This window comes from Variovorax sp. Varisp85, from assembly GCF_047304045.1.
Taxonomy (GTDB): domain Bacteria; phylum Pseudomonadota; class Gammaproteobacteria; order Burkholderiales; family Burkholderiaceae_C; genus Variovorax.
Genome location: NZ_JBGLYN010000003.1, coordinates 57,600 through 77,723, shown reverse-complemented (window position 1 = coordinate 77,723; position 20,124 = coordinate 57,600). Strand labels below are relative to the sequence as shown.

Here is a 20,124-nt window from a genome sequence, read left to right as displayed (position 1 = left end):
CCTCGCAGCATTGGAATGTCGTGCCAGTGAACGTTTGGATACCCACCCCACAGCCGCTCGCAGGGGTGTTCTGGCTCAGTGAAGGCGGGTCGAACGAGGGGCCGCGGCCGCGGTCTCGGCGGTTTCGAGTGCGGCCAGCCGGTCGAGTTCGGCGCAGACATCGGCCATGCGGCCCGAGATCACGACGCGGTTGCTGCGCTGCTGGCCCATGCCGTCGACCACGCGAACCACGCGCAACGGACGCGCCGGCGCGGCGCTGGCTGCTGTGGGTGTTGCACCGCCGCCGGCGCGGGCGGTGCAGGCAGGGCGCACCGCCACGTAGCGAAGTCCGGTCGAGGATTCGGCAGCGTCGAGGCGATCCCTGCGGCGAGGACGGTGTGCCGGCATCAGGCGGCTGGCCAGCGATTGCAGCGGCATCCAGAAATCAGCGATGGCGAGGAGGGCGATTCCCATGTGAACTCCAAAAAAGTATGAGGTTGAACACAGGCAGGATTTCTTGAGTCGGCTGCGACAGGGTGATGGCGACTCTTCGCCATACGCCCGCCACCTGTCGCTGCCGGATGGGGTGCTGCAAAAAGCAGGCCGCGGGGCCTACATCAGCATGGTGTTGCGGATGAGCCCGACTGCGAGGCCTTCGATTTCGAAGGGCTCGCCGGGCTGGACGATGATGGTCGGGTAGTCGGGGTTCTCGGCGTGCAGCTCGATGACCTGCTTGTTGCGCTTCAGGCGCTTGACGGTCACTTCGTCGCCCAGGCGCGCAACCACGATCTGGCCATTGCGCGCTTCCTTGGTGGCCTGCACCGCGAGCAGGTCGCCGTCCATGATGCCGGCGTCGCGCATCGACATGCCGCGCACCTTGAGCAGGTAGTCGGGCTGGCGCTGGAACAGCGTGTTCTCGACGTAGTAGGTCTGGTCGACGTGCTCCTGCGCGAGGATGGGCGAGCCGGCTGCGACGCGGCCGATGAGCGGCAATGCCAGTTGGGCCATGCCGGGCAGCGAGAGCGAGAACTGGCCACCTTCGCGGTGGCGTGTTTCATTGAGCGAACGCAGGGCGTCGCCCTTGAGGCGGATGCCGCGCGAGGTGCCGCTCACGAGCTCGATGACACCCTTGCGCGCCAGCGCCTGCAAATGCTCTTCGGCGGCGTTGGCCGACTTGAACCCGAGCTCGGTGGCGATTTCGGCGCGCGTGGGCGGCGCACCGGTGCGTGCTATGGCGCTCTGGATCAGGTCCAGGATCTGCTGCTGGCGGGCTGTAAGCTTCACGGCGAACTGCATATGTGGTTCCTTGCGGCACTGGCTAGATATCCAGTAGCTGTATTTTTAACCAGTTTTTAAAAGTTGACAAGCTATGGTCAATTCCTCTTCGCCTGAATCGCGCCGCCGTGTCGTGGTTTTGGGCACGGGCGGCACCATTGCCGGCCGGGCCGCCAGTAGCGGCGACAACATCGGCTACACCGCGGGACAGGTCGGCGTGGCCGACCTGTTGGGCGGCATCGAGGCGCCTGAGGGCGTGTTGCTGGAAGCGGAGCAGGTCGCGCAGGTGGACAGCAAGGACATGTCGTTCGCCATCTGGCAGCAACTGGCCCGGCGCAGTGCGCACTGGCTGGCGCAGGCCGACGTGGCAGGCGTCGTGATCACGCACGGCACCGACACGCTCGAAGAGACCGCATTCTTCCTGCACTCGGTGCTGGCGCCCTCCAAGCCCGTGGTACTGACCTGCGCGATGCGCCCGGCGACCGCGCTGGCGCCCGACGGACCACAGAACGTGCGCGACGCCATCAGCGTTGCCGCGACGCAGGGCGCGCGAGGCGTAGCGGTGGTGTGCGCCGGCACGATCCACAGCGGCATCGACATCCAGAAGGTGCACACCTATCGGCCTGACGCCTTTGCTTCAGGCGATGCTGGGCCCGTCGGTTATGTCGAGGAAGGGGAGGTTCGCCTTGTCCGGTCTTGGCCGGAAGGCGCTGCATCACACGCGTCGAAGGTCTTCCTGGAGGCTGCGGTTCAGTGGCCCCGCGTCGAGATCGTCATGAGCCATGCCGGCGCCAGCGGTGCTGTGATCGATGCGCTGCTGCAGTTCGGCGGTGCCGATCCCGTGCGAGGACTGGTGCTTGCCGCCACTGGCAACGGCACCCTGCACCACGCGCTGGAAGCGGCTGCGCTCAAGGCGCAGGACGCAGGCGTTGCGGTTGTTCGCGCCACGCGTTGCGCCAACGGGCGCATCCTGCCGAAGGCCGGGGACGAGCTGCGCGATGCTGGCGCATTGACGCCCGTGAAGGCGCGCATCGCGCTGATGCTGGAACTGCTGGGGTGAAAGCAAAACCGCCCCGTACAGGGGCGGTTGGGAGGATCAGCTGTTCAGGGCAGCCAATGCACGTTGCGTGATTTCGTCCACCGTGCCCACACCCTTGATGGCGCGGTATTTCGGGGCGGCGGCCGGGTCGGCCTCGGCCCAGGCCGAGTAGTAGTCGACCAGCGGACGCGTCTGCTGGCTGTACACGTCGAGCCGTTTGCGCACGGTTTCTTCCTTGTCGTCCTCGCGCTGAATCAGTTCCTCGCCGGTCACGTCGTCCTTGCCTTCAACCTTGGGCGGATTGAACTTGACGTGATAGGTGCGGCCCGAGGCCGGGTGCGAGCGGCGGCCGCTCATGCGTTCGATGATGTCGCCGAAGGGCACGTCGATCTCGAGCACGTAGTCGAGCTTGACCCCCGCTGCCTTCATGGCATCGGCCTGGGGAATGGTGCGGGGAAAGCCGTCGAACAGGAAGCCGCCGGCGCAATCGGGTTGCGCAATGCGTTCCTTCACAAGATTGATGATCAGGTCATCGCTGACCAGTGCGCCGGCGTCCATGACGGCCTTGGCCTGCAGGCCGAGCGGCGTGCCGGCCTTGACGGCGGCGCGCAGCATGTCGCCGGTCGAGATTTGGGGAATGCTGTATTTCTGGCAGATGAAAGCCGCTTGCGTGCCTTTGCCCGCCCCGGGCGCGCCCAGCAAAATTAGTCTCATGGTTTCCTCGGACGGTTCTTGGATTTTGTGTCGCACCAAGCGTCGGCCCCAGGGCTGGGCTAGGCGGAGTTGCTTCGAGGATAGCACGCGTGCCCGCGAAGAATTTCCGCTGCCGGGCAGGCTGCGGAGCGTCTCAGGCGGGGGGTGCGGCGGCAAAGACGGCACGCACGCGCGCCAGATCTTCGGGCGTGTCGATGCCCGGTCCGGGGGCGACATGGCTCACATGCACCGCGATGCGATGGCCGTGCCATAGCGCGCGCAGCTGTTCGAGTGCTTCGGTGGCCTCGACAGGCGCCGGCGGCAGCGACGGAAACTTCCGCACGAAGCCCGCGCGATAGCCGTAGATGCCGATGTGGCGCAGCGGGGCGGGCGTGGGCAGCACCGCGGGGGCCGCGCCGTTTGCGGAGCCGTCGCGCCACCACGGGATCGGTGCGCGGCTGAAGTACATGGCGTTGCCTTGCGTGTCGAGCACGGCCTTCACCACGTTGGGGTTCATGAAGTCGCCGATCGAGTCGATCTCGTGGGCCGCTGTGCTCATCGCTGCTTCCGCATGGGTGGCCAGCGTTGATGCCACGGCGTCGATCAGCGCGGGATCGATCAGTGGCTCGTCGCCCTGTACGTTGACAACGATGTCGTCGCCGTCCAGGCCAAGCTGCTCACAGGCTTCGGCCAGCCGGTCGGTGCCGCTGGGGTGGTCCTGGCGCGTCAGGATGGCTTCGACGCCGTGCGCCTTGCACGCCGCAACGATCGAAGGATCGTCGCCGGCGACCACCACACGCGCCGCGCTGGATTCGCCGGCGCGCTGCGCCACGCGCACCACCATAGGCAAGCCAGCGATGTCGGCCAGCGGTTTGTTGGGAAGCCGTGTCGACGCCAGGCGCGCCGGCACCAGAACGGTGAAGCTCACAGCCCGAGCTCTTCGTCGGAGAGCGTGCGCGCTTCGTTCTCGAGCAGCACTGGAATGCCGTCGCGCACCGGATAGGCGAGGCGCGCGCTGCGCGAGCAGAGCTCCTGCTTCTCGGGGTTCCAGGTTAGCGGACCCTTGGTGACGGGGCAGACGAGCAGTTCAAGCAGCTTGGTATCCATCGAGCGATGATAGCTTTGCGTCGAGTGCGGTGAAGAATTCCGGCGAGGGCGCGAAGTGCAATGGCACTGCCAGCGCATCGGGCGCCTTGCGCCACACCTTGACGGCATCTTTTTCCGTGCAGACGATGGTGCGTTCGGTGGCGGCAGGGCGCTGCCAACTCCCGAAGTCAAAGTGGTCGGGCAGTGCGATGGTTTCGGCGAGCATCAGGCCGCGTGCGCGCAGCATGTCGAAGAAGGCCTCCGGCCGCGCAATGGCTGCCAGTGCCACCAGGGGCCGGCCTGCAAGGGTTGCCAGGGGCACGCGTTGTCCGCTGCCGGTCAAGGCGTCGTATGCGAGCGCGCGGGTAGCGGTGTAGCCGCCGGCGAACGCGGGCCGTGCGCCGCTGTGCAACACCAGATCGCATGGCCGCGGCCAGGCTTCGCGCAACGGGCCTGCAGGCAGTCGCCAGCCGTTGCCGATGCCGCGGTCGTCGAACACGCAGATCTCGATATCGCGACCCAGTGCCAGATGCTGCAGGCCGTCGTCGCTCACGACGACCTGCGTGGCCGGGTGGCTGGCGAGCAGGGCGCGCGCCGCATCGATGCGTTTGCGCGCCACGAACACCGGCGCCTTCGTGGCATGGTGAATCAGCGCAGGTTCGTCGCCGACATCCTGTGGATCGCTGTCGCCGAGCACCTCGCGGCAATCGTCGGTGCGCCGGCCGTAGCCGCGCGACACCACGCCGACCGTCAGTCCTCGCGCCTGCAGATGCTGGACGACGGCCATCACGACCGGTGTTTTCCCCGCTCCACCCGCGATCACGTTGCCGACCACGATCACCGGGACGGGCACCCGCTCGGTCCGCAGCCATCCCAGCCGATAGAGCCAGCCCCGCACCGCGAAGAGCGCGGCATATAGCAACGACAATGGCCACAGCAGGCAAGCCAGCGGGCCTCGGCGCAGCCAGGCACGCTGCAGCCGCGAGGCGGACGGCGAACCCGCCTTGCTGCTGCTGCGGCCGTCGGAAGGCACTCAGTGCCCGGCTTGTGCCGTCGACTGGGCGGCGAAGGTGATCTGCATCATGCCGGCGCGGCGCGCGGCCTCCATCACCGTCACCACGGCCTGGTGCGGGCTGGTCGCGTCGGCGCTGATGATCACCACGCTGTCCTTGCCGCCGGTGGCCGCGGCGGCGAGGGCTGCCGTCACGGTTTCCACGCTGCGGTCGGCCACCGGGCTCTTGTTGATCGAGTAGCGGCCGTCGGCCGACACCGCCACGATCACTTCCTTCGGATAGTCACGCTGCGCGTCGACGTCTGCCGTCGGCAACCTCAGCTGCATTTCGGTGAACTTGCTGTAGGTGGTCGACAGCATCAGGAAGATGAGGATCACCAGCAGCACGTCGATGAACGGGATCAGGTTGATCTCCGGCTCGTCGCGCGCACCATGGCGGAACTGCATGCGGGCGCGGGTCATGACAAGCCTCCGCCGGGCCGCCCCAAGGAGGCGGCGGCCCCCTCGGGGGGCAGCGCAGCACACGCAGTGGCAAGCGTGGGGGTCATCATTTGCGCAGTGCGTTCAGGTGGCGGGCGAAGCGCTCGCCGGACAGTTCGAGGTTCAGCAGGTATTCGTCGACGCGGCTGCGGAAGTAGCGCCAGAAGATCAGCGTCGGAATGGCCACGATCAGGCCGAAGGCCGTGTTGTAGAGCGCGATCGAGATGCCGTGCGCCAGCTGGGCAGGATTACCCGAGCCGACAGCGCCGCTGCCCGGCGACTGCGAACCGAAGATCTCGATCATGCCGATCACCGTGCCCAGCAACCCCAGCAGCGGGGCTGCCGAGGCGATGGTGGCCAGCGCCGGCAGGTAGCGCTCCAGCTTGTGCGCCACCGTGCGGCCCGAGGCCTCCATGGCGGCACGCAGATCGTCTTCGGTACAGCGCGGGTTGGCGTTCAGCGCACGCAGGCCGGCGGCCAGCACCTGGCCGAGCATCGAGTTGCGTTCAAGTTTGGTCACGATGTCCGGGCCGGGAATGGCCCCGTGCGACACGGTGATGGTTTCGTCGAGCAGCTTCGGCGGAAGTACCCTCACGGTCTTCAGACTCGTGAAACGTTCTATAACCAGCGCGAGCGCAATGACCGAACAAGCGAGCAAGGGCCAGATTGGCCAACCCGCGGCAACTATGATGGAAAACAAGAAAAAATCCTCCGGCCCGTAGACTGCAAATGCGCGGCGATTATCCACCGAGCCCACCATCGGCACGCACCTTGTTTTTGTGTCGGCAAGGACGCACAGATTCTGTGGATAACTTTGTGATTAACCTGCTACGCAACTCGTCCGGGCCCGCATGGGGCGGCCTTTCTGCTAGATCGACTGAATTTTGAGCAGCACTTTTTTTAATGAAATCAACGGCTTGCACGAGAAACCGTGCGTTTGCCTCGCTCCAGGGGCTGACGCGGGGCCGCATGCGGCCTGTTGTGGACGAGTGGCATCTGGCCGAGCGTGCATTCTGTGAACTTGCGTGAATCGAACTCCGCGCCGGGGCCGCGCGTCTGGGCCGTCGGCGCGTTGTGCCGGGCGGTGGCCGACGCACTCGACGCGCGCTTCAATCCGGTCGCGGTGCGGGGCGAAATTTCCGGCTTCTCGCGAGCCTCAAGCGGACATTGTTACTTCTCGCTCAAGGACGAGTCCGGCCAGCTGCGCTGCGCGATGTTCCGCCGCGCTGCCGGTTTGCTCGACTTTTCGCCGCGCGATGGCGATCAGGTCGAAGTGCGTGGGCGCCTTGCGGTGTATGAGCCTCGCGGCGATCTGCAACTGGTGGTCGAGAGCTTGCGGCGGGCCGGGCAGGGCGCCCTGTTCGAGCAGTTCATGCAGCGCAAGGCACGCCTGGAAGCCGAAGGCCTGTTCGATCCAGCGCGCAAGCGGGCGTTGCCGGCCATGCCGCGGGCGGTCGGCATCGTCACGTCGTTGGGCGCGGCGGCCTTGCACGATGTAGTGACGGCGCTGCGAAGGCGTGTTCCGCACATCCCGGTCGTGCTCGCACCGGCGGCAGTGCAGGGAGTCGGCGCACCAGCCGAGCTGGTGCGGGCGTTGCAGTCGCTCTACCGCCTCGAACCTGCCGTCGACGTGATCCTGCTGGTGCGTGGCGGTGGCTCCATCGAAGACCTTTGGGCTTTCAACGACGAGACGCTGGCGCGCACCATCGTGCAGAGCCCGGTGCCGCTGATCAGCGGCGTGGGCCACGAAACCGACTTCACCATCGCCGATTTCTGCGCCGACCTGCGCGCGCCCACGCCCACGGCCGCGGCAGAACTGGTGAGCGCGCCGCGCGACCTGTGGCTCGGTGCACTCGATCTGCTCGACGAGCGGCTCGGCGATGCGCTGGATGGGCGCCTCGACGCGCTCGGGCAGCGCATCGACCAAGCCGCGGGACGCCTGGGCCGCCCCTCGAACCTCGTGGCGCGGCAGCAGCTCCGATTGGCGCATCATGCGCAGCGCCTGCGGTATGCGGTGCTGTCGAGACGGGAGCGCCTGTCGCAGACGCCGCGGTCGATCGCGGCCGACTTTCCCTTGCGGCTGGGGCGCGCACTGGTTCAGCGTCGCGAGCGCCTGGAGAGCATGGCCTTGCGTTTGCGGCTGCTCGACCCGGCCCTGGTCTTGCAACGCGGCTATGCGTGGCTGACCGACACAGACGGTCATGCGATCGTCAGCGCAACGCAACTGGCGGCGGGCGACGCCGTCAAGGCGCGGCTTGCTGATGGCGAAGTCGACCTGACCGTCACGCCGGGCGATGCAACGGGCACACGTCCGACGCTGCCTCGCTAATTACTTCCTAGAATCGCTGATTCCTACAACCAACCCGCGAGAAAAAAATCATGGAACATGTGCTCCCACCCCTGCCTTACGCCCTCGACGCACTGGCGCCCGAGTATTCGAAGGAAACCCTCGAATACCACTACGGCAAGCACCACAACGCCTACGTGGTGAACCTCAACAACCTGCAGAAGGGCACCGAGTTCGAATCGATGACGCTCGAGGAGATCGTCAAGAAGTCCAGCGGCGGTATCTACAACAACGCCGCACAGATCTGGAACCACACCTTCTTCTGGAACTGCATGAAGCCCCAGGGCGGCGGCGCTCCGACCGGTGCCCTGGGCAAGGCCATCGACGCCAAGTGGGGCAGCTACGACGCGTTCAAGGAAGCCTTCGTGAAGTCGGCCGTGGGCAACTTCGGCTCGGGCTGGACGTGGCTGGTGAAGAAGGCCGACGGCTCGCTGGACATCGTGAACATGGGCGCCGCGGGCACGCCGCTGACCACCGGCGACACCCCGGTGCTGACGGTGGACGTGTGGGAACACGCCTACTACATCGACTACCGCAACCTGCGCCCGAAGTTCGTCGAGACCTTCCTGGCCAAGCTGGCGAACTGGGACTTCGCGGCGAAGAACTTCGGCTGAGCCCGGGTTTCTCCAGCAAAAAGCCGACCCATGGGTCGGCTTTTTTGAGGGCTTGAGACGGCAGATGCTCAGCGCTTGCCGGCTGCGAACAACTCGCCGCCGAGCTTGGCTCCCTTCTTGATGTTCTTCTTGGCGAACCAGCCCTGGTTCATTTCGAGCACGTAGCGCACCGGCTCCAGCGAGCAATGCGAGTTCTCGGTCATGGGCTGCATGTCGACCAGGTTGACGATGCGGCCGTCCTCGGCCACGAACGCAGCGGTCAGCGGCAGGATCGTGTTGCGCATCCAGAAGCATTGCGTTGCAGGCTGCTCGAACACGAAGATCATGCCTTCAGCCTGCGGCATTTCCTTGCGGAACATCAGGCCGATTTCGCGTTGCAGGGGCGTTTGCGCGATCTGCGCGTCGATCTTGTACAGGCCGACCGACAACTGCGTGCGTGGCAGGTCGGTCTGGGGTTGCTGCTGGGCATGAGCCGGCATCAAAAAGGACGCAGACACGAGGAGCAGGGCGGCGAGACGCTGGAACATCGGGGACAACTCTTTCAGAGCGGGGCGAAGCCCAGCCCGTAACCAATAAAAATGCCCGCTGATGCGGGCATTGCCGGTGAGCTGGAAAGCTTACACCTTCTTGGCGGCAGCCGTGTGGGCCTTGGCCACGTGGCGAACCTTATGCTTCTTGGCAGCGGCGTGCTTCTTGGCGGGCGCGTGCTTGGCCATCTTGGGAGCGGCTGCGGCGGGAGCGGCCGCGGGTTCGGCTTGTTGAGCGAAAGCACCGACGGCGAAGAAACCGGCGACCAGGGCTGCGAGCAGCTTGTTCATGAACATATCCTTTGAAATTCGTTGATCTGGATTGCCCTCCCTGCGGAAGGTAGACATTCAACGAAAGCCGTTTCGCGCGGTTGACAGCCACGCAGCTCCCTCGATCAAAAAAAAAAGCGCTCGGAAGAGCGCTTTTTTTTGGGAGGCAGACCGAATTACTGCGGGGTGCCGCCTTGGGTCGACTTGCGCTTGATGCTGCCGTCCTTGTTGCGACGACGCTGGTCGCGGGTTTCAGCGCGCTTCTCGCCAGAGGCAGCAGCCTTGTCGGTGCCGATGGCGCCGCCTTCGGGCGTCTTGGCTTCGTCGCCGCCAGCAGCCTTGACCTGGCCAGCGGGCTTGGCAGCCTTCTTGGCTTCAGCACGTTGCTGCGACTTGCTGTTGGTGGCGTTACCTTGTTCGGGCGTCGTACCGGCCGGGTTTTGGGCGTAGGCGCCAGCGGCGAACAGGCCAGCGATCATGACTGCGAGAATTTTGCTCATTGATGATTCCTCTATCGAGAATTGGTTGGAAACGCCTCCCGGCGAGCAGAAGGTCAGCCACTAACGAGCCCATTGGCTCGCCGGTTGACAAACGCTTGCTGATGGGCTGCGTCTAAAATGTACAGCGATTTGTTCACAGTCTGTACAGCGAATCCACGCCGTGTCTGAATTCGCTGACAGTCGTCAAAAATTACGTCAATTCCGGAGCCATCCCCTCTCATGACCAGTTACCAGCACATCAAAGTCCCGACCGACGGCCAGAAGATCACGGTCAACGCCGACAACTCGCTCAATGTGCCTGACCAACCGGTCATTCCCTTCATCGAAGGCGACGGCACTGGCCTGGACATCACCCCGGTGATGTTGAAAGTGGTGGATGCGGCGGTGGCCAAGGCCTACGGCGGCAAGAAAAAGATCCACTGGATGGAGGTCTATGCCGGCGAGAAGTCGACCAAGGTCTATGGTCCCGACGTCTGGCTCCCCGAGGAAACGCTGCACGCCGTGCGTGACTATGTGGTTTCCATCAAGGGCCCGCTGACCACGCCCGTCGGCGGCGGCATCCGCTCGCTGAACGTCGCGCTGCGCCAGGAACTCGACCTTTATGTCTGCCTGCGTCCCATCCAGTACTTCGAGGGCGTACCCAGCCCGGTGCGCGAGCCGCACAAGACCAACATGGTGATCTTCCGCGAGAACTCGGAAGACATCTACGCCGGCATCGAGTTCGAAGCCGAGAGCGACAAGGCGAAGAAGCTCATCAAGTTCCTGCAGGACGAAATGGGCGTCAAGAAGATCCGCTTCCCCAATACCTCGGGCATCGGCGTCAAGCCCGTGTCGAGGGAAGGTACCGAGCGTCTCGTGCGCAAGGCGTTCCAGTACGCCATCGACAACGACAAGCCCAGCGTCACCCTGGTGCACAAGGGCAACATCATGAAGTTCACCGAAGGTGGCTTCCGTGACTGGGGCTACGGCCTCGCCGCCAAGGAATTCGGCGCCGAACTGATCGACGGCGGGCCGTGGATGAAGTTCAAGAACCCGAAGACGGGCAAGGAAATCACCGTCAAGGACAGCATTGCCGACGCCTTCCTTCAGCAGATCCTGCTGCGTCCTGCCGAGTACAGCGTGATCGCCACGCTCAACCTCAACGGCGACTACGTGTCCGACGCCCTGGCCGCGCAGGTGGGCGGCATCGGCATCGCCCCGGGCGCGAACCTGAGCGACACCGTCGCCATGTTCGAGGCCACCCACGGCACGGCACCCAAGTACGCTGGCAAGGACTATGTGAACCCCGGTTCCGAAATCCTCTCGGCTGAAATGATGCTGCGCCACATGGGCTGGAAGGAAGCCGCCGACCTCATCATCAGCTCGATGGAGAAATCGATCGCCAGCAAGAAAGTCACCTATGATTTCGCGCGCCTGATGGACGGCGCCACGCAGGTGAGCTGCTCGGGATTCGGGCAGGTGATGATCGATCACATGTAATTGCCATGGTTGCTCGTCGATGCCTGCCGGCGTCGAGCATCAAGCCCCTGAGCTGCCGAAAGGCGTTCAGGGGCTTTTTCATTCATGTGCTCGCCTGAGCTCGTTTCCTGGCGAATTCTCCGGAAATTCCGTCGTCATTCACGGTGCAAGACCCTTGATTTGTCGAATACACGTCACCAAGTCTTCCTGCGCCGGCACGGCGCTTGCACGCTCTATAGAATCATTTTCATGGCAACGAGAATTCCAAAAACTCCCAGCACCCCCCCGGCCCAAAAACCGGCCGGGGATGACGGGGATTCGGTCGTCCTGGAGCGCCGGCCGCAAAAAACCGCGCCGCCCCAGATGTACCAGGTGGTGATGCTGAACGACGACTACACGCCAATGGAGTTCGTGATCGTCGTGCTGCAGGAATATTTCAGCAAGGATCGCGAAACCGCGACTCAGATCATGCTCAAGATCCACCTCGATGGCCGAGGCGTCTGTGGGGTTTATTCCCGCGACATGGCGGCCACCAAGGTCAACCAGGTGATGGAGGCCGCACAGCAGGCCGGGCATCCACTCCAATGCGTCAGTGAACCTGTTGCATGAACCAGTTGAATTGCGCAAGCTCCAACCCATCTGAGAACTTATTTACAGCAAGGCAAAAGGAAATCACATGATTGCCCAAGAACTGGAAGTCAGCTTGCACATGGCCTTCGTCGAGGCCCGGCAGCAGCGCCACGAGTTCATCACCGTGGAGCATCTGCTGCTCGCTTTGCTGGACAACCCGAGCGCCGCGGAGGTTCTGCGCGCCTGCTCGGCCAACGTCGACGACCTGCGGGCGTCGCTCACCAACTTCATCAAGGACAACACGCCCCAGGTGGCGGGTACCGACGATGTAGACACTCAGCCCACGCTGGGTTTCCAGCGCGTGATCCAGCGCGCCATCATGCATGTGCAGTCCACCGGCAACGGCAAGAAGGAAGTCACCGGCGCCAACGTGCTGGTCGCGATCTTCGGCGAGAAGGACTCGCACGCCGTGTACTACCTGCACCAGCAGGGCGTCACCCGCCTCGACGTGGTCAACTTCATTGCCCACGGCATCAAGAAGAGCGATCCGCCGGAAGCCGTCAAGGGCAGCGGTGAAGCGCCTTCGGGCGAGGGCGAGGAAGGCGGCGGCGAACGCAACGAGAAGGCATCGCCGCTCGAGCAGTTCACGCAGAACCTCAACCAGATGGCCAAGGACGGCAAGATCGATCCGCTGATCGGCCGCGAGTATGAGGTCGAGCGCGTCATCCAGATCCTGTGCCGCCGGCGCAAGAACAACCCGCTGCTGGTGGGTGAAGCTGGCGTGGGCAAGACCGCCATCGCCGAGGGCCTGGCATGGCGCATCACGCAGGGCGACGTGCCGGAGATCCTGGCCGAGTCGAACGTGTTTTCGCTCGACATGGGCGCGCTGCTGGCCGGCACCAAGTACCGCGGCGATTTCGAGCAGCGCCTGAAGGGCGTGCTCAAGTCGCTCAAGGACAAGCCGAACGCCATCCTGTTCATCGACGAAATCCACACCCTGATCGGTGCGGGCGCGGCTTCGGGCGGCACGCTCGATGCGTCGAACCTGCTGAAGCCGGCGCTTTCCAGCGGCCAGCTGAAGTGCATCGGCGCGACCACCTTCACGGAATACCGCGGCATCTTCGAGAAAGACGCGGCCCTGTCGCGCCGTTTCCAGAAGGTCGACGTGGTCGAGCCGTCGGTGCAGGAAACCGTCGACATCCTGAAGGGCCTGAAGTCGCGCTTCGAGGAGCACCATGGCGTGAAGTACGCGGTGGCGGCCCTGCAGGCTGCGGCCGAGCTCAGCGCCAAGTACATCAATGACCGCCATCTGCCCGACAAGGCGATCGACGTCATCGACGAAGCCGGTGCTGCTCAGCGCATCCTGCCGCCGAGCAAGCGCAAGAAGACCATCAGCAAGACGGAAGTCGAGGAAATCGTCGCGAAGATCGCGCGCATTCCCCCGGCCAACGTCAGCAACGACGACCGCGGCAAGCTGCAGACCATCGAGCGCGACCTCAAGAGCGTGGTGTTCGGCCAGGACAAGGCACTCGAAGTGCTGGCCTCCGCGGTCAAGATGGCGCGTTCCGGCCTGGGCAAGGGTGACAAGCCGATCGGCTCGTTCCTGTTCTCCGGTCCCACGGGCGTCGGCAAGACCGAAGCCGCGAAGCAGCTCGCCTACATCATGGGCATCGAGCTGATCCGCTTCGACATGTCGGAGTACATGGAGCGCCATGCGGTGAGCCGGCTGATCGGCGCGCCTCCGGGCTACGTCGGGTTCGACCAGGGTGGCCTGCTGACCGAGGCTGTCACGAAGAAGCCGCACTCGGTGCTGCTGCTCGACGAAATCGAGAAGGCGCACCCGGACATCTTCAACGTGCTGCTGCAGGTCATGGACCATGGCACGCTGACCGACAACAACGGACGCAAGGCCGACTTCCGCAACGTCATCATCATCATGACGACGAATGCGGGCGCCGAGACCATGAACAAGGCGACCATCGGCTTCACCAACCCGCGCCAGGCGGGCGACGAAATGGGCGACATCAAGCGCCTGTTCTCGCCCGAATTCCGCAACCGGCTGGATGCCATCGTCAACTTCAAGGCGCTCGACGAGAACATCATCCTGCGCGTGGTCGACAAGTTCCTGCTCCAGTTGGAAACGCAGCTCAGCGAGAAGAAGGTGGAAGTCACCTTCAGCGACAAGCTGCGCAAGCATCTGGCGAAGAAGGGCTTCGATCCGTTGATGGGCGCGCGCCCGATGCAGCGCCTGATCCAGGACACGATCCGTCGTGCACTGGCCGACGAACTGCTGTTCGGTCGCCTGACCGACGGCGGCCGCCTCGAAGTCGACCTCGACGACAAGGACGAAGTGCTGCTCGACATCCAGCCGCTTCCGAAGAAGGAAGGCAAGCAGAAGCCCGAAGCAGAGGAAGCAGCAGCAGGGTGAGCCCACTGCGGTTCCAGGAATGAAGTCAAAGGCCGGTAGCATCGCCACCGGCCTTTTTCTTTTGGGCCAGCCATATCGCACAGCCATTCCAACCGCTTTTTCGCCTTGATCCTCCCCGAACTCAGCCACGAATGGAAAACCGGCCTCTCCCTCGCGTGGAGCGGCTACATCGCAGTGCTGTCGATCTGGATCGTGATGCAGAAGCGCGCGCCGGTGTCCACCATGAGCTGGATCCTGTCGCTCGCGCTGCTGCCGTTCGCGGGCTTCGTCATCTACTACTTCCTCGGGCCGCAGCGCCTGCGAAAGCAGCGGCTCAAGCGCCTGCGCAGCCGCGCCAGCGCCTTCGCCCAGGCCGACGTGGCGCGGCTGCGCGATGCGGCGCAGAACGCCCCGCCGGCCCTGCAGCAGATGGCGAAGCTCGGCACGGCGACCTGCGGGCTGCCGGTGTCGAGCGCGGTCGATGTCGAATTGCTCTCGGGCGGGGCGCGCACCTTCGATGCGATCTTCGAGGCCGTGCGCGCCGCACGGAACCACGTCCACCTCGAGTACTACATCTTCGAGCCCGACAGGATCGGCACCGCGCTGCGCGACCTGCTGGTCGAGCGCGCGAAGCAGGGCGTGACGGTGCGCCTGCTGATCGATGCACTGGGCTCCAAGCGCGTCGGTCGCAAGTTCATGGCGCCGCTGCACGAGGCGGGCGTCAAGGTGGCGCTGTTCCACGACACCAAGATCGGCCGCCGCCTGCGCCCCGTGACCAACTACCGCACGCACCGCAAGATCGTTGTGTGCGACGGTCGGGTGGGTTTCACGGGCGGCGTGAACATCACCGATGAGGAAGACAAGCGCACCCGGCCCGATGCGTACCACGACGTGCACCTGCGCATCGAGGGCAGCGCCGTGCGCTGGCTGCAGACCACCTTCCTCGAAGATTGGACCTACGCCACCGGCGAAGACCCGCGTGGCATGGACGACGCGATGAGCGCGATGCTGCCGCAGCTCGAAGCCGGCGATATCCCGGTGCAGATCGTCACCAGCGGCCCCGACAACGCGATGGAGGCCATCCACCGCATGCACGTCGAGGCCATCCATTCGGCCACGCACCGCGCGTGGCTCACCACGCCGTACTTCGTGCCGGGCGAGCCCGCGCTGATGGCGCTGACCAGCGCCGCGCTGCGCGGCGTCGACGTGCGGCTGCTGGTGCCGCGCCGCAGCGACTCGGCCATCGTGAGTGCGGCGGCGCGCTCATATTTCGACGAGCTGATCGCCGCCGGCGTGAAGGTCTGGGAGTACAAGGCGCGCATGCTGCACTCCAAGACCCTGGTGGTCGATGACCATTGCGCGATGATCGGCACCGCGAATTTCGACAACCGCAGCTTCCGCCTCAACTTCGAGGTGTGCGCGGTGGTTTATGGTCCGGAACTGGCCCGGCCGCTGGCGGCGCAGTTCGAGACCGACCTGCACAGTTCCGGCGCGGTGCGCGCCCACCGGCCACAGAATTTCTGGATTCGCCTCGGCGATGCGATTGCGCGCCTGTTTTCACCCTTGCTCTGAATGAACCACACCTTTCTCTGGCACGACTACGAAACCTTCGGCGCGGTGCCGCGCCGCGACCGGCCCTCGCAGTTCGCGGCCATCCGCACCGACGCCGAACTCAACGAAGTCGGCGAGCCGCTGATGATCTATTGCAAGCCCGCGCCGGACTACCTGCCCAGCCCCGAGGCCTGCCTCATCACCGGCATCACGCCGCAGGTATGCCTGGAACGCGGCATTCCCGAGCATGAATTCGCCGCGCACATCGAGCGCGCCTTCTCGCAGCCCGGCACCATCGGCGTGGGCTACAACACCATCCGCTTTGACGACGAGGTCACGCGCTTCCTGTTCTGGCGCAACCTGATCGACCCGTACGCGCGCGAATGGCAGAACGATTGCGGCCGCTGGGACCTGCTCGACGTGGTCCGCCTCACCTATGCGCTGCGCCCCGACGGCATCGAATGGCCGAAGAAGGAAGACGGCAAGCCCAGCTTCAAGCTCGAGGACCTGGCGCGCGCCAACGGCCTGCTGCACGAATCGGCGCACGATGCGCTGTCCGACGTGCGTGCCACCATCGCGTTGGCCCGGCTGATCCGCGACAGGCAACCCAAGCTGTTCGACTTCGCCTTCGGCCTGCACAGGAAGGCCCGCGTCGCCAGCGAACTCGGCCTGCCCGCGATGCGCGAGACGGCAAAGCCCTTCCTGCACGTGTCGGGCATGTTCCCGGTCGAGCGCGGCTGCCTGGCCGTGATGTGGCCGCTGGCCAGCCATCCCACCAACAAGAACGAACTGCTGGCCTGGGACCTGGCCCATGACCCGAGCGAGCTGCGCGACATCGACGTCGAGACCCTGCGACTGCGCCTCTTCACCCGCACGGCCGACCTGCCCGAAGGTGTCGTGCGCCTGCCCTTGAAGGGCATCCACCTCAACAAGTCGCCGATGGTGGTCGGCAACCTGCGCACGCTCGCGCCGGCCATGGCAGGGCGCTGGGGCGTCGATCTCGACACTGCCATGCGCCACGCCGCGATCGCACGCGACCTGCCCGACATGAGCGCCATCTGGTCGCAGGTCTACGCCCGGCCCAAGGAGGCCACGCCCGACGTCGACGAAGACCTCTACGGCGGCTTCGTCGGCAACGCCGACCGCCGGCGCCTGAACCAGCTGCGCAACCTGTCGCCCGAAGAGCTGGCCAAGGACCGCACCGGCTTCGACGACGGCCGGCTCGACGAGATTCTTTTCCGCTATCGCGCACGCAACTGGCCGGAACTGCTGAACGAAGACGAAAACGAGCGCTGGGAAGCTCTGCGCGTGGCCAAGCTCTTCAAGGGCGAGGGCGGGGCGCGCACCATCGAGATGCTGTTCAGCGAGGTTGACGCGCTCTCCGAGAACGCCGACGAGCGCGGAGAGGAAATCCTCGGCGCGCTATACGAATATGCCGAGGCCATCGCGCCCGAGGCCTGAGCATGCCGGCTGCGCCATCGGCGCGTATACGAGCATCTCGCCCGGCGCGCTGCTCTAGAGCTTGATGCCGGCGGCCTTGACCGTCGGCCCCAGCACATCGACCTGTTCCTTGACGAAGCCGTTGAATGCGGCCACCGATTCCGGCTTGGCGACGATGCCCAGCTCGGTCAGCTTCTTCTGGATTTCGGGCATCACCAGCACTTCGTTGCAGGCGGCATTGAGCCGGGTCACAACGTCCGCCGGCAGCTTGGCGGGGCCCGACAGGCCGAAGAAGTTCTCGAGCACCAGCTTCGGTTGATGCAGCTCGACCATCGTCGGCACATCGGGCATCAGCGGCGAGCGCTGCGCGCCCGTCGCCGCGAGCGGCACCAGCTGGCCGCTCTTGAAGAAGGGCACGTACGAGGTGATGACGTCGATGCCCACTGGAATGGTGTTGGCGATCAGGTCGGTGCTCATCGGTGCACCGCCGCGGTAGGGCACGTGCACCATGTTGAGCCCGGTGATCTTCTTCAGCAGCTCGCCGTGGATGTGACCGATGGAGCCCGGGCCGCCCGAGCCGAAGTCCAGGTGACCTTCCTTGCGCGCCATCGCCTCCAGGTCGGCATAGCTCTTCAGGCCCGACTGCTTGCTCGCCATGATCACCAGCGGCGCGGCACCCAGGTAGGCCACGTGGGTGAAGCCCGTCACCGGGTCGTAGGGCTGCTTGTCGAGCGTGAACGGTCCGAGCGCGATCGGCGTGGTGTTCGAGAGCATCAGCGTGTAGCCATCGGCGGTCGAAGACGACACCTGCGCGCCGCCGATGGTGCCGCCGGCCCCCGGCTTGTTGTCGACGACCACGGGCTGCCCGAGCTTCTTCGCGAGCTGCTCCGCCATCACGCGCGCCAGCACGTCGCTGGAGCCGCCCGGCGGAAAGGTCACGATGATCTTGATCGACCTGTCGGGCCATTGTGCGAAAGCGGGAAGGGCGGCCGAGGCGACGCCTGCGGCAAGAATCTGCAGTGCGCCGCGGCGCGTGGGATGAAGGTGGGGCATGGCGTTCTCCGCTGACGGACAAGAATGAGGCCTTTAGCAGGAATCGGGCCGCCGGCTTATGCTGGCCGGATGCCCGCCACCCCAGCCGCGCACAATGCGCTCACCGACTTCGCCACGCGCCACCGCAAGCTCTTCGTGCTCACCGGCGCGGGCTGCAGCACCGATTCGGGCATTCCCGACTACCGCGACGTGGATGGCGAATGGAAGCGCCCGTCACCCGTCACCTACCAGGCCTTCATGGGCGAGGAATCCACGCGAAAGCGCTACTGGGCGCGCAGCCTGATCGGCTGGCCGACCATGGCGGGAGCGCGGCCCGGCGCAGCGCACCGCGCATTGGCGAAGCTGGGCGACGCAGGCCGCGTCGGCCTGCTGCTCACGCAGAACGTCGATGGCCTGCATGAAGCCGCGGGCAGCCGGGGCGCCATCGACCTGCACGGGCGCATCGACACCGTGCGCTGCATGGGCTGCGAGCGGCGCACGCCGCGCTCCGGATTGCAGCTCGAACTGCGACAGCGTAACCCCCGCTGGGCCGAGCTGGAGGCCCGCGCCGCGCCGGACGGCGACGCCGACCTCGAAGGCCGCGATTTCTCCAACTTCGACGTGCCCGCCTGCTCGCACTGCGGCGGCTTGCTCAAGCCCGACGTGGTGTTCTTCGGCGAGAGCGTGCCCAAGGAGCGCGTCACCGCCGCCTTCGCCGCGCTGGAAGAGGCCGATGCGGTGCTCGTGGCCGGCTCGTCACTGATGGTCTATTCGGGCTTCCGCTTCGTGCAGGCGGCGGCCGCGGCGGGCAAGCCGGTGGCGGCGGTGAACCTGGGGCGCACGCGAGCCGATGCGCTGCTTTCGCTGAAGGTCGAGCGCCCCGTCGGCGAGGCGCTGACGGCGCTGGTGCAGCAGCTTGCCTAGCTCCGGCTGGGCGTGCCGATCAGGGCGCGGACGAAAGCATCCACCGCCGCGGTGTAGGCGCCGGGCAGCCCCAGTTCGGAATTGATCTGCGCATGCGAAAGATCTTCCGGGGCCACTTCCGCACGGCCACCGGTTGCGGCGATGCGCGCCGCGAACTGCTGGGCCTGCGTGCATGAGCCGTCGCGGCGCTGGGTGGAGCACACCAGCAGCATCGGCGGCGCGCCGGGCGCAAGGGCATCGGTGGGCGACACGGTGCGCCAGAAGGCGGGATCGTTGCCGAACACGCGATCGTAGAAGGGCATGTGGCGGCGCTGCATTAGTTGGACCGTGTCCAGCGCGGCGCTGTCGAGTGCCACGGCGCCGAGCCAGGGGCGGGCACCTTGTTGCCGGGCGATGGAAGGCGATGCGCTGAGCAATGCGACAAGGTGCGCGCCGGCCGAATGGCCCATGAGCACGAAGCGGCCGGCATCGCCGCCCCACGACGGCGCGTTCGCCTGCACGGTGGCGACGGCACGTGCCACGTCCTGCGCCTGCTGCATCACGTCGACCTGCGGCACGAAGCGGTAGCTCACCGAAACGAGGATGAAGCCTTGTCCGCGCACCCAGTGTTCGATCTTCTGGTTCACCACCGACGCGGCCGCCTTGTCGCCGAACATCCAGGCCCCGCCGTGGACCATCACGAGCACCGGTGTACCTCGCTGCACGTTCGGCGGCAGGTAGACATCCATGCGCTGGCGCGGATCGGGGCCGTAGGGCTGGTTGGCCAGCAAGCGCACGCTGGCGGGCGGTGCGGCCGTTTCGGCGCCGGGCTGCTGCGCGATGGCCGGCGAGAACGTCAGCGCCAGCAGCCAGGCCGCGCAGATCCCTGCAAGACGTTTCATGAGAGGGCTTCCGGTGAACCGATGAAGGCCGGATTTTCG

General features: G+C 65.5%; 22 protein-coding genes. 9 read left to right on the top strand and 13 right to left on the bottom strand.

Going from position 1 to position 20,124, the window contains the following annotated elements:
• Positions 1-75: 75 nt before the first annotated feature.
• Entirely contained in the window at positions 76-453 is a 378-nt protein-coding gene (locus tag ACCC97_RS02575; RefSeq protein WP_007836940.1) for a hypothetical protein, read from the bottom strand.
• Between the two features lie 138 nt (positions 454-591).
• Positions 592-1,275: a transcriptional repressor LexA gene (lexA, locus tag ACCC97_RS02570; protein ID WP_007836939.1), complete on the bottom strand. Its 684-nt coding sequence runs from the start codon at positions 1,273-1,275 to the stop codon at positions 592-594.
• A 73-nt stretch (positions 1,276-1,348) separates the two neighbouring features.
• Between lexA and ACCC97_RS02565 the strand changes: the two genes are divergently transcribed.
• On the top strand, positions 1,349-2,314 hold the full coding sequence (locus ACCC97_RS02565) for an asparaginase (protein WP_413331509.1): 966 nt from the start codon (positions 1,349-1,351) through the stop codon (positions 2,312-2,314).
• Between the two features lie 36 nt (positions 2,315-2,350).
• Here ACCC97_RS02565 and adk read toward each other — a convergent pair whose 3' ends face one another.
• From adk to ACCC97_RS02535, 6 genes are all read right to left on the bottom strand, one after another.
• Entirely contained in the window at positions 2,351-3,007 is a 657-nt protein-coding gene (gene adk, locus ACCC97_RS02560; RefSeq protein ID WP_413331508.1) for an adenylate kinase, read from the bottom strand.
• A 133-nt stretch (positions 3,008-3,140) separates the two neighbouring features.
• On the bottom strand, positions 3,141-3,914 hold the full coding sequence (kdsB, locus tag ACCC97_RS02555; RefSeq protein WP_413313576.1) for a 3-deoxy-manno-octulosonate cytidylyltransferase: 774 nt from the start codon (positions 3,912-3,914) through the stop codon (positions 3,141-3,143).
• Complete coding sequence (locus ACCC97_RS02550) at positions 3,911-4,093, bottom strand: Trm112 family protein (RefSeq protein ID WP_007836935.1); 183 nt, start codon at positions 4,091-4,093, stop codon at positions 3,911-3,913. Before ACCC97_RS02550 ends, kdsB begins: the two co-directional genes overlap by 4 nt.
• The gene (gene lpxK / locus ACCC97_RS02545; protein ID WP_413331507.1) at positions 4,074-5,105 is read right to left on the bottom strand and encodes a tetraacyldisaccharide 4'-kinase; all 1,032 of its coding nucleotides are present in this window, start codon (positions 5,103-5,105) and stop codon (positions 4,074-4,076) included. Before lpxK ends, ACCC97_RS02550 begins: the two co-directional genes overlap by 20 nt.
• Complete coding sequence (locus ACCC97_RS02540; RefSeq protein ID WP_042674034.1) at positions 5,106-5,531, bottom strand: ExbD/TolR family protein; 426 nt, start codon at positions 5,529-5,531, stop codon at positions 5,106-5,108.
• Positions 5,532-5,631: 100 nt separating this feature from the next.
• The gene (locus tag ACCC97_RS02535) at positions 5,632-6,264 is read right to left on the bottom strand and encodes a MotA/TolQ/ExbB proton channel family protein (protein WP_042674017.1); all 633 of its coding nucleotides are present in this window, start codon (positions 6,262-6,264) and stop codon (positions 5,632-5,634) included.
• Positions 6,265-6,579: 315 nt separating this feature from the next.
• On the opposite strand from ACCC97_RS02535, the gene xseA reads away from it, so the two are divergent.
• Positions 6,580-7,893, top strand: a complete 1,314-nt coding sequence (gene xseA / locus ACCC97_RS02530) for an exodeoxyribonuclease VII large subunit (RefSeq protein ID WP_413331531.1) — start codon at positions 6,580-6,582, stop codon at positions 7,891-7,893.
• Between the two features lie 50 nt (positions 7,894-7,943).
• Positions 7,944-8,525, top strand: coding sequence for a superoxide dismutase (locus ACCC97_RS02525; protein ID WP_413331506.1), 582 nt, complete (start codon positions 7,944-7,946; stop codon positions 8,523-8,525).
• Between the two features lie 68 nt (positions 8,526-8,593).
• Here ACCC97_RS02525 and ACCC97_RS02520 read toward each other — a convergent pair whose 3' ends face one another.
• The 3 genes from ACCC97_RS02520 to ACCC97_RS02510 form a co-directional block, all read right to left on the bottom strand.
• Positions 8,594-9,052, bottom strand: a complete 459-nt coding sequence (locus ACCC97_RS02520) for a DUF192 domain-containing protein (protein WP_007838821.1) — start codon at positions 9,050-9,052, stop codon at positions 8,594-8,596.
• A gap of 90 nt (positions 9,053-9,142) precedes the next feature.
• Complete coding sequence (locus ACCC97_RS02515) at positions 9,143-9,343, bottom strand: hypothetical protein (protein ID WP_007838823.1); 201 nt, start codon at positions 9,341-9,343, stop codon at positions 9,143-9,145.
• Positions 9,344-9,498: 155 nt separating this feature from the next.
• Positions 9,499-9,822 (bottom strand): cell envelope biogenesis protein TolA, encoded by a 324-nt coding sequence (locus ACCC97_RS02510; protein WP_413331505.1) that lies wholly within the window; start codon positions 9,820-9,822, stop codon positions 9,499-9,501.
• 219 nt (positions 9,823-10,041) lie between these two features.
• Here ACCC97_RS02510 and icd point away from each other — a divergent pair, with 219 nt between their 5' ends.
• The 5 genes from icd (at position 10,042) to sbcB (ending at position 17,269) form a co-directional block, all read left to right on the top strand.
• Positions 10,042-11,301 (top strand): NADP-dependent isocitrate dehydrogenase, encoded by a 1,260-nt coding sequence (gene icd / locus ACCC97_RS02505; protein ID WP_007838827.1) that lies wholly within the window; start codon positions 10,042-10,044, stop codon positions 11,299-11,301.
• Positions 11,302-11,529: 228 nt separating this feature from the next.
• Positions 11,530-11,889, top strand: coding sequence for an ATP-dependent Clp protease adapter ClpS (clpS, locus tag ACCC97_RS02500; protein ID WP_042674481.1), 360 nt, complete (start codon positions 11,530-11,532; stop codon positions 11,887-11,889).
• A 67-nt stretch (positions 11,890-11,956) separates the two neighbouring features.
• Entirely contained in the window at positions 11,957-14,278 is a 2,322-nt protein-coding gene (clpA, locus tag ACCC97_RS02495) for an ATP-dependent Clp protease ATP-binding subunit ClpA (RefSeq protein ID WP_007838831.1), read from the top strand.
• A gap of 105 nt (positions 14,279-14,383) precedes the next feature.
• A complete protein-coding gene (gene cls / locus ACCC97_RS02490; protein ID WP_007838834.1) occupies positions 14,384-15,829 on the top strand; it encodes a cardiolipin synthase in 1,446 nt (481 codons plus the stop codon).
• Positions 15,830-17,269 (top strand): exodeoxyribonuclease I, encoded by a 1,440-nt coding sequence (gene sbcB / locus ACCC97_RS02485; protein WP_413331504.1) that lies wholly within the window; start codon positions 15,830-15,832, stop codon positions 17,267-17,269. It abuts the gene before it with no gap.
• Between the two features lie 54 nt (positions 17,270-17,323).
• On the opposite strand, the gene ACCC97_RS02480 is transcribed toward sbcB, so the two are convergent.
• Positions 17,324-18,301, bottom strand: coding sequence for a Bug family tripartite tricarboxylate transporter substrate binding protein (locus ACCC97_RS02480; protein ID WP_413331503.1), 978 nt, complete (start codon positions 18,299-18,301; stop codon positions 17,324-17,326).
• 69 nt (positions 18,302-18,370) lie between these two features.
• Here ACCC97_RS02480 and ACCC97_RS02475 point away from each other — a divergent pair, with 69 nt between their 5' ends.
• Positions 18,371-19,204: an NAD-dependent protein deacetylase gene (locus ACCC97_RS02475; protein ID WP_413331502.1), complete on the top strand. Its 834-nt coding sequence runs from the start codon at positions 18,371-18,373 to the stop codon at positions 19,202-19,204.
• Here the strand turns inward: ACCC97_RS02475 and ACCC97_RS02470 are convergent.
• A complete protein-coding gene (locus ACCC97_RS02470) occupies positions 19,201-20,085 on the bottom strand; it encodes an alpha/beta hydrolase (protein ID WP_413331501.1) in 885 nt (294 codons plus the stop codon). The two genes, ACCC97_RS02475 and ACCC97_RS02470, sit on opposite strands and share 4 nt — an antisense overlap.
• Positions 20,086-20,124 lie beyond the last annotated feature (39 nt).

Excerpts from the sequence above, each read along its gene's own strand:
- adk (WP_413331508.1), bottom strand. The coding sequence starts at position 3,007 with ATGAGACTAATTTTGCTGGGCGCGCCCGGGGCGGGCAAAGGCACGCAA.
- ACCC97_RS02575 (WP_007836940.1), bottom strand. The coding sequence starts at position 453 with ATGGGAATCGCCCTCCTCGCCATCGCTGATTTCTGGATGCCGCTGCAA.
- ACCC97_RS02520 (WP_007838821.1), bottom strand. The coding sequence starts at position 9,052 with ATGTTCCAGCGTCTCGCCGCCCTGCTCCTCGTGTCTGCGTCCTTTTTG.
- ACCC97_RS02470 (WP_413331501.1), bottom strand. The coding sequence starts at position 20,085 with ATGAAACGTCTTGCAGGGATCTGCGCGGCCTGGCTGCTGGCGCTGACG.
- ACCC97_RS02480 (WP_413331503.1), bottom strand. The coding sequence starts at position 18,301 with ATGCCCCACCTTCATCCCACGCGCCGCGGCGCACTGCAGATTCTTGCC.
- clpA (WP_007838831.1), top strand. The coding sequence starts at position 11,957 with ATGATTGCCCAAGAACTGGAAGTCAGCTTGCACATGGCCTTCGTCGAG.
- icd (WP_007838827.1), top strand. The coding sequence starts at position 10,042 with ATGACCAGTTACCAGCACATCAAAGTCCCGACCGACGGCCAGAAGATC.
- ACCC97_RS02510 (WP_413331505.1), bottom strand. The coding sequence starts at position 9,822 with ATGAGCAAAATTCTCGCAGTCATGATCGCTGGCCTGTTCGCCGCTGGC.
- clpS (WP_042674481.1), top strand. The coding sequence starts at position 11,530 with ATGGCAACGAGAATTCCAAAAACTCCCAGCACCCCCCCGGCCCAAAAA.
- ACCC97_RS02540 (WP_042674034.1), bottom strand. The coding sequence starts at position 5,531 with ATGCAGTTCCGCCATGGTGCGCGCGACGAGCCGGAGATCAACCTGATC.
- ACCC97_RS02515 (WP_007838823.1), bottom strand. The coding sequence starts at position 9,343 with ATGAACAAGCTGCTCGCAGCCCTGGTCGCCGGTTTCTTCGCCGTCGGT.
- ACCC97_RS02525 (WP_413331506.1), top strand. The coding sequence starts at position 7,944 with ATGGAACATGTGCTCCCACCCCTGCCTTACGCCCTCGACGCACTGGCG.
- ACCC97_RS02565 (WP_413331509.1), top strand. The coding sequence starts at position 1,349 with ATGGTCAATTCCTCTTCGCCTGAATCGCGCCGCCGTGTCGTGGTTTTG.
- lexA (WP_007836939.1), bottom strand. The coding sequence starts at position 1,275 with ATGCAGTTCGCCGTGAAGCTTACAGCCCGCCAGCAGCAGATCCTGGAC.
- ACCC97_RS02475 (WP_413331502.1), top strand. The coding sequence starts at position 18,371 with ATGCCCGCCACCCCAGCCGCGCACAATGCGCTCACCGACTTCGCCACG.
- sbcB (WP_413331504.1), top strand. The coding sequence starts at position 15,830 with ATGAACCACACCTTTCTCTGGCACGACTACGAAACCTTCGGCGCGGTG.
- ACCC97_RS02550 (WP_007836935.1), bottom strand. The coding sequence starts at position 4,093 with ATGGATACCAAGCTGCTTGAACTGCTCGTCTGCCCCGTCACCAAGGGT.